A 14,103-nucleotide genomic window follows, 5' to 3' on the forward strand; every position below is an offset into this window, starting at 1 on the left:
AAGTCACGACTGAATGGACCCTCGTCGCTCTCGCATACAACTGCAAAAGAATGGCACGGCTTCAGGCAGCATAAGCCGGGTCAGCCTCGGCGTTATCAGCCGCAAAATGCCCAACCCGACAGGCTGCGAGGCCGCAAGGGCCGCAGCCATAGCCGCAGCCGAAGCGAAAGCGCGCGAGATTGCGGACGCCCCCGACCCCTGGTGGCCCGACGATCCGACGCCTTGAGAGACCACGCCGCAGGAGCCCGGAAACCGGGTTCCTGCTTCTGGTGTCCGGGGTCGCCATTGTGCTTGCAAAAAAATGCCCTGAAACCAGCATGTCGCCGCGAGGCGCCCGCCTCAAGCCCGCTGCGCGCCGCGCTTCGCGCGGTGAGGACACGCCCCTTTCAGTGAACAGGGCCGCCCGGATCGCAGGGCGGTGCCCCGCGCTCCGGGCAACCCGGTTCACCTCAGGGGCATGCCCTCAGGCTTGACCCGGGCGCCTCGCGGCCCTCCCGGCGGGCAGCGGCCTTCCCTGTTCCGCTCCCATGAAAAACAATGTCGGTCATGCAGCATGCCGGATTGTGGAGATGACAAATCTACTGTGTCGCCCTGCCGAACACGAAGCCGAGCTTGCTGTCATTCATGACGTAGGGCGTGCAGGTCATGCCGGGATGGACCACGTCGTAGGGTTTCAGCCATCTTGTCGAGACCCAGCCGGGACGCAATGCGAGGGTCATGCTCCGGACGTAGCCGTTCGTAGGCGGTGCGTCCGTGGCGACCGGGAGTACCGCCAGCGCGGGAGCAATGCTCGGGGCATCGTCCCGTGGTTCGCTCTGCAGCCGGATCGGATGCCGGAAATCCATCATGACCCGCTCCGGCGCATCAAGGGCCATGCATCTGTACCCGTCGAGTGCACGGACCGGGGTTCTGTGCAGCGCGAAGGCCGGGTGGCTGATGCTGCAGGTGATGACCGCAAGGATCGCGGCCCGGTGGAAAAACCTCATGCTGGACTCCTCGTCAGCCGGTCAGGATCGAACTGGACGCTGCACTGCCCATTTTTGCTGCGACTGCCGCGCGCCATTGGCCGACCGTGGTGGTTGAACTGATATTGTTCCCCGACATTGCCGTGCCCGATATGTAGGACGACATGAGACTGCTGTCGTCGGCCGTCGCGATTTCAGCGCCAGCGCTCGGGCCAAAGTTATAATAGGCCCGGGCATCAAGGACTGTCGGGTTGCTGATGCCGCTGTGCTGCAGACTGGTCGCGGCATCCTTGAGATACTGCGCTGCAGCCACCGCCTGCGTCGCCGGGTCCTGCTGGCCTGCCGTGCCGCTGGTGATGGATGAGGCCAGCGAGGGGTCTGCGGCCAGTGCCTCTCCAAGGGTCTGGCTGTAGGTCCCGTTGCTCATCTGGAACGCGCCGGTGATCGTACTGCCGTTTCCGGCCGTGTAGAGGTTCTGGCAGCCGGATTCCACCACGCAGGTCGCGGCAAGCGCTGATGGATTGACGCCCAGCGCCTCGGCGTTCTGGGCTGCCGCATAGCCCCATGACTGCTGGTATAGGGTCTCGAGCGCATCGCTGTCGGACGTGCCTGCTGTCGTTGTCTGGGTGACGGCGCCGCTTCCGCTGGTGGCCTGGGCTGTACCCGTCGTGTCCGGGGTCCAGCCACCGAGCCCCAGTTCCTGATAGGTTGCGTTGACATGTGTCGGGAGCCCGCCCGGCACGTTTACTGTCTGTGCGTGCCCGATCGGCCGAGCGACGAGGCCGCACGTTACGAGGACCACGGTCGCTTGCGTCGTGCGGCGGCATGGGAAGGGGAGCCGGATCACCTTGGCCTCCTGTTGCGAGGCGGACAGGATCGGCCAGCATCATGCGACCTGTGTCAGTACTTCGTACGGCGTTTCCGTTCCGGCCCTGAGCGTGACCGTTGCAGACATGCTCAGGGCATCCGTCCGAGCGCAAATCCCGCTATCAGGACGATGGAACTGTAGCCCAGGATGCGAAAGGCCGTCTCTAGGTTGTACCGTCTGGTCATGGCCGTGGCCTGGCTCTCGATGGCGCCCCTTAATCCTTTCGTCATATCCGCCGTGATCGTGAGGAGTTTCTTCTCGACCAGTTTTTCGTTGATGGTGCGCAGCGTGTGCACGGCTTCAATCCCGTCGCGCAACTGCTCGCGGATGACCACGGTATCGTCGGCGAGTGCCCTGCGCTGCTGCTCTGCGATCAGCCTGGCTTCCGTGACGGAACGGATCGACGCGCGTCGTGCCTCTATGGCCAGCATGCCAATCTGGTCCAGCGTGACAATCAGCGCGGAGATCACTTCCGCTTCGGGTGCGATCGGGCGGGAAATCCACTGATTGGCAACCCGCCGCAGGTTATCGACGTGCTCGGCAAACGCACGATCCGCGTCTTCGATTTCGTTCGGCGCTGTCATCACACACCAACCCCCATAACTTCTGGCAGGCCTGCGGGCATCCGCGGCAGATAATCGGGGCCAAGTGCTGCAAGAAACTTCGGCACGTCGCGCCTCAGCCACCGGCTGACGCGACACCGGTCGAAAAACGAACTTGTCGGGAAGCCGTGGACCGGCCTGTTCGCCGCAAAGTCCATGAAAGACTGCCCCCGGTCCGAGACACGCTTTATCCCGTCAAGCGCAGGAAACACCCCGTAGACAGCCCCGCGGCCAAGTGCGCCCTCGATTGCGGGATATTGGAGGATATGCCGGATTTCCTCTGAAGCATCGACGCGCCCGCTAAGCAGGGCCTCGTTAATGACAATGACGGTGTTCTTGGGAATAAAGCCCCGGTTTGCCTGCAGGTCTTCAAGATAGTCGATATCGGCATGTTCCGAGCCGATCATGAAAACCGTGACAAGATTGATCCCGAGTTCCTCAAGCTGTGCAACGAGCGGGGAGGCCTTTACCAGTTCATGAACCGCCGTCCAGCCGCCACCGATGTCAAGAATCGCGTCGTTCTGAGTTTCCACCAGCTGCTCGATCCTCTGTTCCAGCCAGGCCGCCTGTCCCTTGGCCGTTATGGTCGCAGGTTCCAGGACGTAATCACCCAGAGAGGCGATGGTATTGGACTTGTTGAGTGAATCCGTATTCCAGATTTCCGGGTGGCCTCCCTGCTGCTGGGTCAGTTCCGTGAGGACCTTGAGGAATGTCGTTTTTCCAACCCTCTGGCGTCCGATTGCCATCATGAGGGTCGGTTGCGCCTTTACGGTCTCTTTCGCCGCGGTCTTCGGTTCGCGTGCCGTCATGTTTCATTCCTGATGAAAGCCGGGTTCCTGCAACCGTCGCCGGTTTTCCAGATCCCGAATGATCTCTTCGGCCCGTGCGCGACCCCGGCGACGGATTTCTTCCTCGTCCAGGTCTGCTACTGACGCCTCGGGAATGGTCGGTGGTAATGATGCGACCTGGGATGGCTTTTTTTGGAGGGAAGCAATTTCTGCCGGCAGGGCTGCTTCGGCAAGAGGTAGGCTTTCGTGTTTCCCGTCAATGATATCGGGTTTCCAGTCTTTAGACTGTCGACTGGGCAGGAGCTGCTTCTGGTTTTTTCGGACGATATCGTGGGATCGCCCGGCATGGGCACGCCGGACTCGAGCCCATGTCTTGGCGGCCGTCTTGCGGGTGATTTCCTTGTTCTCGACCGTTCCGGTTATCCCATCCTCGTGTGCGATCTCGATGAAGATATCCCAAGCGCGGATTGTCTGACGCGCTTCCGAGATGTCCTTGAAATTCTCCATCATCCAGCGGTAAAGTGGCGAGACTTTCTGTCCTTGCCGACCACGAATTTTTTCTCCGGCCACGCGTCGGATGAAACGGTTTCCGCCTGCCTGTGAGTCCATTTCCGTCACGTCGTTTCTCCTGCAGGCCGTGTCAGTGGCTGTACCGGTGTGAGGTAATCGCTGTGTGGACGTCGGGTGGCGCATTTTTGGTCCCGGTACGAACCCTTTATGAACCCCCACTGGACCCATTTCAACGACGTCTTGGCACCTGCCCGGGGTGGGACCGGTACCACCTTTGGAACCGGGTCGGACCCGGCCTGATAGAGGCTCTTCATACACCATTGCACCGTTGGTGCGGGACGTTCCGTAGCGACGATCTGAGGCCGAAAAAAAGATATAAAGTAATCTTTGCGCCCTTGGGGTGAGTATAGCGATCTGATAGAATAAACCGCTTTGTGGAAAGGGAGAGGTGTTCATGCGTCCGTCTGAAGCCGTTGCCCTGCATCGTCACTCCATCATTGGACTGGCCCGGCAATGGAAACTCGATAATCCCCGGGTCTTTGGCTCCGTTGTGCATGGCCTGGATCGGGATGGAAGTGATCTGGACCTGCTGGTTGATGCACCCGAGGGAATCACCCTTTTTGACCTGGGCGGACTGCAAAGCGATCTCGAAGATCTTCTGGGACTAGCAGTTGATCTCCGGACGCCCGAAGATCTGCCCTTAGCCTTCCGGGATGAGGTTCTGTCTGAAGCGCGTGCCTTGTGAGTCGTCATTTTCGTTTGACTGACTATCTGGGACATATGCACGAGGCAGCGACCGACGCCCGCTCCTTCGTGCAAGGCATGGCGGTCGAAGATTTTCTGAAGGATCGCAGGACCCAGCAGGCCGTTGTCATGAGCCTGCTTATCCTTGGGGAAGCGACGACCAAAGTTATGGCTGCCTACCCGGATGACGTAGCGCGTTATCCGCATATTCCGTGGAGGCAAATGCGCGGAATGCGGAACCGGATCGCGCACGGCTATTTCGAGATCAATTATGGGATTGTTTGGCGTACGGTAGAAGAGGCTTTGCCTGCCCTGATCGCTCAATTGGAGCATCTCCTGCAGAGATCATCCTGAGGATTTCATTTTGAGGGCAGGACGGTGGGCTATCTGATGAACGGCTTCGGCCGTTACGTCCGGTCCCACTAAGCGGTGTCCTCAGTCCAATATGACCTACCTGTATCATGTCAGGGCGCTGACCCGTAATCGATGCAGCCTGCGTGTCAGTCCGGGGATAAAGCAAATGTGTGACTGCATGCGATCGTAATGCGTCCTGGAACCGCAATCGTAAATTCGCGATATTTTCCAATGGTCCTCAATCAAGGATCGATCATAGGAGCGTAGTCGCCAGACCGACCTGGGGCCCCGCTTCGGCAAGACGACGATCCAGGGTACATAATGTCGCGCCATGATCCGCACAAACTGCCAGATGGAGGGCGGCTCCGGCACGCAGACCCAGAGCATACTGATCGGAAAATCTTGCCGCCGTCCGGAAGTTCTGACTGGTCACAGGCATGACACCAAAGCTTTCTGTGCGAAGACGGGTGAACATGGCCAGGCTGTTTGCTCGATCTGTGACGGTAATCTGGCCCATGCGAAGCTTGATCGACAGGGCTGAAGAAAACTCGGTGACAACCCAGTCACTGATGGAAAGATCTTCAGGTGCCTGGGCGCCAAGCCAGTCCTGCATCCGGGTTGTCTCTTCCTCATTGGTCAGAGCCGCCACAAGAACCGATGTATCGAGATAAAGACTCAATACCTTGCCTCATCACGCATCGCGCGAACAGTTTCTGCAGCAGGTTCCCTTTGCGGCGTCATAATGCTGGTAAGTGAACGAAGAGCACTCACTGCAATGGGTTTACGTACTGGCTCCGCCTTGACGAGTTGTGCGACGACCTTGCCGCGACGAAGAATACGAACGGACTCTCCTTCCTTCGCCAGATCAACCAGACGACTGAGATGGGCTTTGGCTTCCACCAGGTTGACAGTCTGCATTTCGGGCTCCGAACCATTAAACTGGTCACTTTATAGCGAAAAAATGTCGCCCTACCAAACGGAATATGCGTCTGACAATGAGAGCGATGCTCGCGGAATTCAGACGAGCAGGATGATGCTTTCCTATACGCCTGGTGGGATGCCGACCCCGTTTACAAGTCCAATCCCACGTTTCTGGCAACTCTTCGTCTCGCCCGTGCTCTGGAGATTAGCCCGGCGGCTTTGGTGGAGCTGGAAGAATAGCACGCCGGCTGCCGAGAATCTGAATCTTATCCGGACAACAAGCTCTGTTCACGTAATAAGACATGGTGATCATCGTTGACCACGTTGGGCATGGCTTCCCCATCTTTTTGGCAGGGGAAGCATTGGGTTGTCGATGTAGCAAGTGACATCTTATAACTGCTGCCTAAACACGACGTTCAGACAGAGCCATTACCGCGTGAAAGTCGCGGAGAATCAGTTCGTCGGACAAACCCGTGGTATCACCTTGGTGGCGTCGACAAGTGCGGGATCCGTCTGGTTGCGGCACGTGCAGGTCGCAACCCGAGAGCGCATGTTGATTTGCTGTTCCGGCCTGCGCAAATGTCACCTTTTGCGCAGGCGCGGGCGATGAAGGATGCCTCGGGCAGAAGAAAATCAGTAAAGTCGCGTGATGCCACGTCACACTTCCCTCGGTCCTCACATGGGAAACGATGATAATGCGCGAGGCAGACAGAAGGCAAAGCAGATCCCTAGTCCAGGACGACGACCTGTGGGAACGGCTGCGGGCGATTGAGGACAAATTGTCACTGATCATTGAAATCTTCTCGCCGGAAGATTCCGACGGGCCCACGCTTGATGAAATTCTCGGCCGATTGGTGACCTTGATCGCAGCCCAGAACCCGATGCTCAGACGTATTGATCTTACAACCGGCAGGTTGCTCGACATTCAGGAGGGGAGGACGCCCCGCTCCGCCCGGCGCGACGATGAGGATGGAGCCGATGCCTGATGATGACGTTCCGGAAAATCTCAGCTGAGAGCAGTGGTCGGCTGATTACTGCCTATTTCACACAGGAACTGCCAGATCCGGAGCACGACTTCCGTACCCAGCCCGGAAAAGTGCCTGACGCGGATGGTGGCCGACTGACCAGCTATTACACCGGTCGCGACGGGCGGGCCTCGTGGCGACCGGACATGCAGCCCAAGATCGCGGCGGCTCTTGGCATTGATCCGAAGACACCACCGAAGAACGCGCAACTCAATCGCCTGTTTGAAGCAAAGAGGGCCGATAATGGCGAGGACTGGTCAAGGAACGCCCGCAAGATCAGTGCCTATGATCTGACTTTGGCGCCACACAAATCAGTTACCCTTGCGGCCGAGTTTGCGCCGACCGAAGCCGAGAGGGCAGCCATCTGGCACGCCATTGATCGGGCAAACGACGCGACAATGCTCTATGTCGCGCGGGAAATCGGCTTCGCACGGCGCGGTCACGGGGGCGAAGACGGTGCCGACCCGGGCGAGGTCGCCTGGGTGTCATTCCGGCATGATACCGCGCGCCCGACGGTCGAGGCGCGTGACGCGGCGACAGGCCAGACCTATCTGATCGATACGCCAGCAGGCGGCGATCCCCATGCCCATATCCATAATGCCCTGTTCAATGTCGTGGTTACGGAAGAGGGGCATGTGGGTTCACTCGACACGAAGCGGCTGCGATCGCGCGTTCACGAATTTGGAGCATATTTCCAGGCACAGCTCGCTGATGAACTGCGCCGGATCGGCATCGCCCAGCAATACGATGCGAATGAACAGGCGACGGTCATCTCGGCCGTGCCGCAGAATATATCGGATTTCTTCAGCAAGGGACGACGGAACGTCATCAGGGCGGCCAAGGATTACGCCGCGGCGGAAGGAGCGGACTGGGCGCATATGCCGATCAAACGCAAGCGCCGTATCCTGTCCATGGCCGGCCTGGCAGCCCGGCTGGACAAGAACGAAGGCACAAGCGACCATGAGATATGGCGAGAACAGGCCAGGCGTCTTGGCTGGGAGGAAAAAAGTCTGCTTGGCGCGCCAGTAGCGCCTGCGGGCACCAGGGAACAGCGATACGATATTGCCTGCCGTTTCGCTGTGCGCCATCTCGCGAGGGAGTTTGAAACAGCCGCCGTGATCGATCACGACAAGCTTCGAACGTATGCGGCCCGGGGCCTGATCGGCACCGGCATCGAGGGCGGGGTGAAGGACATTGATCATGTCGTGGCCCTTATTGAACAGCGTGGTCTTGAACTCAGCGGGGAACGGGTCTCGCTGATTCAGGAGATGCGCGGCGACAGGCTGAGGGTGACGAATTCCGCGCAGATCGCCATCGAGGAGGACCTCGCGATTCAGGCAGCTCGTGCGTCAGGAGACCGAAGCGGGGCGCTGTCGGACCGCCAGATCACGGAAGCGATCGGACGATCATCCCTCGACTTTGCAAGCGATCATGGAAAGACCCAGAAGGCCGCTATCTACGCTCTTGGCCGGGGCGGCGCGCTCTCCATGCTCACCGGTGTCGCGGGCTCCGGAAAGACGGCGCTGCTGTCTCCGCTGGTTGATGCGTGGAAACATGATACGCGTTATGACACGAATGGTCGCAGGGTTATCGGGATTGCCAATGCCTGGCGCCAGGCGGACGCATTACGTGAGGCCGGCATCTTTGACACGAGCGCGATGCTGCCTTTTCTGGCGCGGCTGGAGCGCGGTGACGTTGATGTGGACCAGAATACGGTGCTGGTGATTGACGAGGTCGGTCAGGTCGGCCCGCGCCAGATGCTTCGCCTGTTACAGGTGCAGCGTGATACTGGTTGCACGGTCAAGGCGCTGGGTGACCACGAGCAGGCGCAGAATATCGAGGCAGGGGACTCCATCGAGATGCTGCGCCGGGTTCTGGATCCGGAAGATATGCCTGAGCTTCTGTCCAGTGTCCGGCAGGTATCTGCAAGAAATCGCCAGATTGCTGATCTGTTTCGTGGCGCAGAGCCGGAAGAGAGCGATCTGGAAGCCCACGAGTTCAAGGGGGCTGCGGCAAACGCGCATACGGACGAGGAAAATGATGACGATGTCCGTAACAGGTTCCATCTGAAGGAAGTCCGGGATGCGATCGATATGAAACGGGCGGATGGAACGATCCGTCTGGTCGGCGGCGACCATGAGGAAGTCCTGCAGGATATTGCCCGGCTGTATGTGACGCGTCGCGATGCCCTGATAGCCGAGGGGGCCGGCCCGCAGCGAGGCCGGGCCAAGACGATCAGCATGTCGGCGCTGACCAATCAGGATGCTGCCGATCTGAGTCGCGCAGTCCGCAGGATCCTGCAGGAGCGCGGCGAGATCTCGACACATGAAATTACCGTGCAGGCCATTGATCAGCGTGGCGAGACCTATGATCTTGCGATCGCTACGGGCGACCGGCTTCGGCTGTATCGTCGGACGTGGGGCAGCGTGGATGGAAAGGGCGCCACAGTCGGTAATAACGGCGATGTGGTGGAGGTTCTGGCCCATGGTGATGCGGGGCTTCGCGTCCGCACGAAGGACGGGCTTGTTGCTGATGTTGAATGGCGGCGGTTTCGTGATGTGAAGACAGGTCGGGTACTGCTGGGGTTCGGACATGCCATGACGATTGATGCGGCACAGGGGCTTACTTCAGATGAGCACGTCAACGCCCTGCCGCGAGGCGTCGAACTGGCGACGGGATTTACCTCATACGTCGCGGAAAGCCGGGCGCGTGGAACCACATGGACCATGATCTCCGATGGCGCGACGTTTGAGGCGGTCCGGAACCAGAGGGCGCTCGGGGATACGACGCCCATCACCAGTGACGATCTGTGGAATCACGTGGCAAAGAAAATGGCGCATAAACCATATAAATCATTGGGCACGGATCTGGTTGCCCGAACCCGCAAGGCCCGGGATGCGAGGATCCGGGAACTGATCGCGCTTGGGCGCACGCAGGAGACACTGATGAAGTCAGGTCGCCCATATGGCAGGGAGATTATTCTGGAGACCCAGGCGCGTCTGGCCGAGCGCTTGCATAAGGCGCGTCTGGCCGAGATCGACGCCAGGCTGCAGGTCATGATCAGGAACGCACCAGCGGTCATGACGGGTGCGGAACAGACGCTTCGGAGCCAACGGGCTGCTCAGGTGCTGGGCAGGCGTTCCCATGTGCCATATGCGTCGCCAGGCGCCGCCAGCTAGAGCGTCCGGCTTTCTGCTGTTCTCACCCGAATTTGGATCCTGCCGACAGTGCGCCATACCGCGACAACATCTCAGATCTGACGCACGCTTTGGTCATTTGCGCAACGAAGTCGGCTGGGTATCGTTAGGTAGGCGGGGAGCAGCAGATAGCAGGTCAATGATGGACGATGTGTCTTTCCGGGGAGATCCTGATCCGTTCGACTGTTGGTTGAAAAACGAATTGCGTGCCCGGTTCAATGATGTTGTGCGTGAACCGATCCCTGAAAGTCTGCTGCGCATTATTGGCGCGACTGAAGCTTCCGGGCATGTTCACGCGTCAAGACCTTCCTGGACCGAAGAGGAAGCTGTGTCTGATTACTTGGCTGATACCGGCTCCAGATGATTTCGTATCGCAGATATGGCGTCTTGATGCTGTGCGGGCAACAGTTAATAGGATCACGGCAGAAGACAAGAAGTGTTGACGATCAGGTAAAATACAGATGAGCGGGCACAGGACCCTATAGATATCAGTTCAAGAGCATACCTGTTCTGCAATCTGCCAGATCCTCGAAAACGTCGAGGACTATTCCCAGTAGCGGTGTTATATACAGGGCCAGAGTTTTTTCGTCTGTTAAGGTGATCGACAATGTCCGAAGAACAACAAAGACAGCTGGCGCTGACCGTGGAAATCATAACTGCTTATGTATCGGAAAATAAAATATCGCCGGATGAACTTATCAGGCTGATTGGGACTGTTTACAATTCATTGTCCTTCCCGACTACTTCGAGCGTGAAAGAACAGATACCTGCCGTTCCCATCAAGCGGTCCGTATTTCCGGATTATATCATATGCCTTGAAGATGGGAAAAAGCTGAAAATGCTCAAACGGCATCTGCAGGCATCCTATGGCATGACGCCTGAAGAATATCGGCGGAAATGGGGACTTCCGTCTCATTATCCTATGGTCGCTCCCAATTACACAGCACGCCGATCGGAACTTGCAAGAGAGATTGGGCTGGGGCGGGATATAACGTCCACTGCCACCAAATCTGGTGATGAGGGCACGACAGAGCCTGCATTGCCTGACAGGCCGCAAGGACGCCGCCGGGGTAGAAAGAAGGCCGCCCACTAAAAGGGGAACGCGCCGCCGGACCGGGCGGCGCGGCGATCTCCTGGCTCAGGAACGCGGCAATATACGAAGGCAGCGCTTCTTCGCTACGCCGTAGGGTGCCGACTGCGGCTGTTCCTGTTTGACCGGACCATGATCCAGTTCAGGGCGTTACGTCGATAAATCCGGACGAAAGATGCCTTTTATACAATCCAGGTTGCGGATTGCGATCCTAAGCCCTTGCGTTATGCACCTTGTGGAAGAATTCAGTTCTCAGTGAAAATCCATAGGCGATGACTACAAAGTTGTGCTCTCACGAGGGCAGCCTGCCTTTTCCGCTCTGACAATCCTTTTTCAGATCCCATATCTGGTGACGGACAACTTTCTACTTATCACGGTCGGTCCACGCGCAATCATTCAGAGAATGAACGCCTCAGCGCCTCAGTGTCTGACCGAAAATGAGTTGAGTGATTTCAGCAGGTTATGATTCATGGGTTTGCGAGAACCTGATGAGATCAAGATGGCCTGGACTGAAATCACCCGAGCGCAGTATCGCCGGGACGACCTGGAATATGCAAGCGACCTGCGCGATGCGGAGTGGGCGCTGATTGCGCCGCTGATGCCCGAGAAGAAACGGCTGGGCAGACCACGACGTACGGATTTGCGCCGGGTCATGGAGGCGATCCTCTATATCGTCACGACCGGCTGCCAATGGCGGCAGTTGCCCCGGCACTTTCCGGCCTTCACGACCGTACAGGGCTATTTCTACCGTTGGATCCGCGAGGGAAGATGGGAAGCCATTAACCATATTCTCGTGATCCTGTCGCGTGAGCAGGACGGGCGAGACGCCACGCCTTCGGTAGGCATTATTGACAGCCAGTCGGTTAAAACTGCTGAAAACGGCGGTCCACGCGGTTATGACGCGGGCAAGAAGATCAGGGGACGCAAGCGGCATATCACGACCGACACGCTGGGTCATGTCGTGGCGGCTGTCGTGCATCCCGCCGACATTCAGGATCGTGACGGTGCGCCGCTGGTAGCGACCAGAATACGCTCATTATTCCCTTGGCTTCGCCATCTGATCGGTGACGGGGGATATGCTGGCGAGAAGTTGCGTGGTGCGCTGGCTGAACTCGGCCGATGGACGATCGAGATCGTCAAACGTAGCGATCGGGCCGAAGGCTTCGTCGTCTTGCCCAAACGCTGGATCGTGGAGCGTAGCTTTGCATGGCTCGGACGTTGCCGTCGCCTCACGAAGGATGTCGAGGCAACAATCTCGTCATCCCACGCGTGGTTGATGATTGCCCATATCCGCAGAGTTCTGCGAAAAATCAATCAAACCGCTTTCTGATTCAGGCTCTCAGAGATGGCGTTCCAAAGCCTGAATTTTTCGATCATGGGATATTCTTTTTGAATCTTGCCGCTTGGTATGAAATGAGTATCCCGTAATGACCTGATGATGCGGTCGGCATCCATATCCGGCATTTCAACAAGTTCCTTGAGTGCCTGCCGGGCATTATGGTGCGACCGGAGATATATGGCTTCCTCTTTCATGTGGTGCTTGATGGTCATCTCCAGTGCTGCGCTGAGATAGATAACGTGGGGGGCGAAATTGATATAGCGCCAGGCCGGTTTCGCCAGGTCAGGGGTCGAGAAGTCGAGATTGGATTTTATCCCATCAGGATAGGTCTTCATGTCACGATCGAAAGAGACATGATCCGTGATCTGTCGCATTAGGGGTTTTGAAACCCTGTCCAGAATCTGGTCGTAGTTTCGCCTGCTCGTCGGGTCTCCAATGATGGTAGCTGAGATGGGAAGGATGATCTGGTCGGGGATGGCGCCGTCCCGCCTGAGAACGTCGTTTATCAGGAACCGGTGTACACGGCCGTTCCCGTCAGAAAGAGGATGGATGTAGACGAACCCGAAGGCTGCCACGGCGCTACGCATGACAGGAGACTGTCCTTCCGTCCTGTCGAGGAAAATTTTTAATCCTCCAAGCATATCCGCTACGTCTTGTGCGGGAGGCGCGAGGTAATGAACAACATTCTCGTACCTCATCGTGTATTCTCCAACGAATACCGGTGACAGCCGCAAGCCAAAATGCTCGGTTATTGTGACGTCACCGAGGATGTTGCGTTGCAAGTCGGCAAGGTCAGTATCTGTCAGGGGGACTGCCCCATGCCCTGTCCTCGTGGCGAGTACGTGGCTGAAGCGCTGGATCCGGTCAAGTTGGTGCTCCTCGCCTTCAATGGTGAAACTTGCCTTGCTTTCACGATTTGTCAGCCACACTGCGGCCCGGGCAAGCATGCTCTCGCCGAATTCCTGCACCAGTTCACCGTAACCGGCAGATACGTCCATCTCCGCAGCCGTCCTGAGTTGACTGGAAAGCGGGATAAAGGGACAAAAAAAGCGGTTCCCAGGCATGTTGTCACGGACGCGCCATCTGCTGACGTTGCTCATCTTGTCCGGAGAAGCTGTTACCTGAAAAGATGCATCCAGGGCGGAAACGTAGTTGCCGCCGAGGTCGACTGGCGGCAGGAGCGTTTGTCCGGTGACGAATTCATAGAGAAACGATGCCCGTCTGGCATATTGTCCGGTCGGTGCATTGTTTATCCACTCCTGGACAAAACTTGGTCCGGTCTTCGCAAAGACGCGCGCCAGCAACTCAAGGCTGGTGGGTTCGTGTCGCAGATGAAACTGCAGATGCGCGGCTGCGGCGTCGGTCGGACGCATGTTTTCGGGATACGTCTCGATGCTGTATAAATTATGATGACTGCTCGACCGGCGACTTCCAAGCTGGCTTTTGACAGCCAGTCCGCCGAATGGCTCTGCATCATATTTCAGTGCGAGCCACATGCCGCCGATCGGGTCTGCCATTGGAATTAAATTCCTGCTGAATTGTCCAAAACCGTTTATTAATGCTTAAAATCGCATATAAACGGTGCCTTGTGTAAAAAAATATATATGGACAGCCGTGGCCACGCGTATGCTTTCGTCACTTCGTCTTTGTGATCAATAATTCCCATTCGCTGAAGCGCCGCATGATCAGCCTGTTTGCTT

At 57.8% G+C, this 14,103-nt stretch carries 15 protein-coding genes; 7 read left to right on the forward strand and 8 right to left on the reverse strand.

Annotated features, from left to right (window positions below; all coding sequences use genetic code 11):
* Positions 1–578: 578 nt before the first annotated feature.
* From OQZ28_RS13620 to OQZ28_RS13640, 5 genes are all read right to left on the reverse strand, one after another.
* On the reverse strand, positions 579–986 hold the full coding sequence (locus tag OQZ28_RS13620; protein ID WP_420605112.1) for a hypothetical protein: 408 nt from the start codon (positions 984–986) through the stop codon (positions 579–581).
* A 13-nt stretch (positions 987–999) separates the two neighbouring features.
* A complete protein-coding gene (locus tag OQZ28_RS13625; protein WP_420605111.1) occupies positions 1,000–1,812 on the reverse strand; it encodes a hypothetical protein in 813 nt (270 codons plus the stop codon).
* A 110-nt stretch (positions 1,813–1,922) separates the two neighbouring features.
* Positions 1,923–2,417 carry a hypothetical protein gene (locus tag OQZ28_RS13630; protein WP_019086855.1) on the reverse strand — a complete coding sequence of 165 codons (495 nt, stop codon included), beginning with the start codon at positions 2,415–2,417 and terminating at the stop codon, positions 1,923–1,925.
* A complete protein-coding gene (locus OQZ28_RS13635) occupies positions 2,417–3,244 on the reverse strand; it encodes an FAD-binding oxidoreductase (protein ID WP_034926262.1) in 828 nt (275 codons plus the stop codon). The genes OQZ28_RS13630 and OQZ28_RS13635 overlap by 1 nt, the downstream gene beginning before the upstream one ends.
* A gap of 3 nt (positions 3,245–3,247) precedes the next feature.
* Positions 3,248–3,832 (reverse strand): hypothetical protein, encoded by a 585-nt coding sequence (locus OQZ28_RS13640; RefSeq protein WP_458136454.1) that lies wholly within the window; start codon positions 3,830–3,832, stop codon positions 3,248–3,250.
* Between the two features lie 355 nt (positions 3,833–4,187).
* Between OQZ28_RS13640 and OQZ28_RS13645 the strand changes: the two genes are divergently transcribed.
* Complete coding sequence (locus OQZ28_RS13645) at positions 4,188–4,478, forward strand: nucleotidyltransferase family protein (protein ID WP_010518281.1); 291 nt, start codon at positions 4,188–4,190, stop codon at positions 4,476–4,478.
* A 14-nt stretch (positions 4,479–4,492) separates the two neighbouring features.
* On the forward strand, positions 4,493–4,831 hold the full coding sequence (locus tag OQZ28_RS13650; RefSeq protein ID WP_026018796.1) for a HepT-like ribonuclease domain-containing protein: 339 nt from the start codon (positions 4,493–4,495) through the stop codon (positions 4,829–4,831).
* A gap of 253 nt (positions 4,832–5,084) precedes the next feature.
* Here the strand turns inward: OQZ28_RS13650 and OQZ28_RS13655 are convergent, their stop codons facing one another.
* Both OQZ28_RS13655 and OQZ28_RS13660 read right to left on the reverse strand, forming a co-directional pair.
* Positions 5,085–5,510, reverse strand: a complete 426-nt coding sequence (locus tag OQZ28_RS13655) for a type II toxin-antitoxin system VapC family toxin (RefSeq protein ID WP_019086860.1) — start codon at positions 5,508–5,510, stop codon at positions 5,085–5,087.
* Positions 5,507–5,749 carry a type II toxin-antitoxin system Phd/YefM family antitoxin gene (locus OQZ28_RS13660; protein ID WP_010518306.1) on the reverse strand — a complete coding sequence of 81 codons (243 nt, stop codon included), beginning with the start codon at positions 5,747–5,749 and terminating at the stop codon, positions 5,507–5,509. The genes OQZ28_RS13655 and OQZ28_RS13660 overlap by 4 nt, the downstream gene beginning before the upstream one ends.
* A gap of 692 nt (positions 5,750–6,441) precedes the next feature.
* Between OQZ28_RS13660 and OQZ28_RS13665 the strand changes: the two genes are divergently transcribed.
* The 5 genes from OQZ28_RS13665 to OQZ28_RS13685 all read left to right on the forward strand — a co-directional run bounded on the left by OQZ28_RS13665 (position 6,442) and on the right by OQZ28_RS13685 (position 12,394).
* Complete coding sequence (locus OQZ28_RS13665) at positions 6,442–6,738, forward strand: hypothetical protein (RefSeq protein ID WP_034926251.1); 297 nt, start codon at positions 6,442–6,444, stop codon at positions 6,736–6,738.
* On the forward strand, positions 6,738–9,956 hold the full coding sequence (gene mobF, locus OQZ28_RS13670) for a MobF family relaxase (RefSeq protein ID WP_420605110.1): 3,219 nt from the start codon (positions 6,738–6,740) through the stop codon (positions 9,954–9,956). Before OQZ28_RS13665 ends, mobF begins: the two co-directional genes overlap by 1 nt.
* A gap of 157 nt (positions 9,957–10,113) precedes the next feature.
* Positions 10,114–10,338 carry a hypothetical protein gene (locus tag OQZ28_RS13675; protein WP_162531789.1) on the forward strand — a complete coding sequence of 75 codons (225 nt, stop codon included), beginning with the start codon at positions 10,114–10,116 and terminating at the stop codon, positions 10,336–10,338.
* A 243-nt stretch (positions 10,339–10,581) separates the two neighbouring features.
* Positions 10,582–11,067 (forward strand): Ros/MucR family transcriptional regulator, encoded by a 486-nt coding sequence (locus OQZ28_RS13680; protein ID WP_082267139.1) that lies wholly within the window; start codon positions 10,582–10,584, stop codon positions 11,065–11,067.
* A gap of 496 nt (positions 11,068–11,563) precedes the next feature.
* On the forward strand, positions 11,564–12,394 hold the full coding sequence (locus OQZ28_RS13685; RefSeq protein WP_035366909.1) for an IS5-like element IS1032 family transposase: 831 nt from the start codon (positions 11,564–11,566) through the stop codon (positions 12,392–12,394).
* Here OQZ28_RS13685 and OQZ28_RS13690 read toward each other — a convergent pair.
* The gene (locus OQZ28_RS13690) at positions 12,379–13,920 is read right to left on the reverse strand and encodes a Fic family protein (RefSeq protein ID WP_217420045.1); all 1,542 of its coding nucleotides are present in this window, start codon (positions 13,918–13,920) and stop codon (positions 12,379–12,381) included. The two genes, OQZ28_RS13685 and OQZ28_RS13690, sit on opposite strands and share 16 nt — an antisense overlap.
* Positions 13,921–14,103: the final 183 nt, after the last annotated feature.

It is taken from the genome of Komagataeibacter sp. NFXK3 (genome assembly GCF_054182245.1).

Excerpts from the sequence above, each read along its gene's own strand:
- OQZ28_RS13640 (WP_458136454.1), bottom strand. The coding sequence starts at position 3,832 with ATGGACTCACAGGCAGGCGGAAACCGTTTCATCCGACGCGTGGCCGGA.
- OQZ28_RS13630 (WP_019086855.1), bottom strand. The coding sequence starts at position 2,417 with ATGACAGCGCCGAACGAAATCGAAGACGCGGATCGTGCGTTTGCCGAG.
- OQZ28_RS13635 (WP_034926262.1), bottom strand. The coding sequence starts at position 3,244 with ATGACGGCACGCGAACCGAAGACCGCGGCGAAAGAGACCGTAAAGGCG.
- OQZ28_RS13675 (WP_162531789.1), top strand. The coding sequence starts at position 10,114 with ATGATGGACGATGTGTCTTTCCGGGGAGATCCTGATCCGTTCGACTGT.
- OQZ28_RS13620 (WP_420605112.1), bottom strand. The coding sequence starts at position 986 with ATGAGGTTTTTCCACCGGGCCGCGATCCTTGCGGTCATCACCTGCAGC.
- mobF (WP_420605110.1), top strand. The coding sequence starts at position 6,738 with ATGATGACGTTCCGGAAAATCTCAGCTGAGAGCAGTGGTCGGCTGATT.
- OQZ28_RS13680 (WP_082267139.1), top strand. The coding sequence starts at position 10,582 with ATGTCCGAAGAACAACAAAGACAGCTGGCGCTGACCGTGGAAATCATA.
- OQZ28_RS13665 (WP_034926251.1), top strand. The coding sequence starts at position 6,442 with ATGATAATGCGCGAGGCAGACAGAAGGCAAAGCAGATCCCTAGTCCAG.
- OQZ28_RS13690 (WP_217420045.1), bottom strand. The coding sequence starts at position 13,920 with ATGGCAGACCCGATCGGCGGCATGTGGCTCGCACTGAAATATGATGCA.
- OQZ28_RS13660 (WP_010518306.1), bottom strand. The coding sequence starts at position 5,749 with ATGCAGACTGTCAACCTGGTGGAAGCCAAAGCCCATCTCAGTCGTCTG.
- OQZ28_RS13685 (WP_035366909.1), top strand. The coding sequence starts at position 11,564 with ATGGCCTGGACTGAAATCACCCGAGCGCAGTATCGCCGGGACGACCTG.
- OQZ28_RS13645 (WP_010518281.1), top strand. The coding sequence starts at position 4,188 with ATGCGTCCGTCTGAAGCCGTTGCCCTGCATCGTCACTCCATCATTGGA.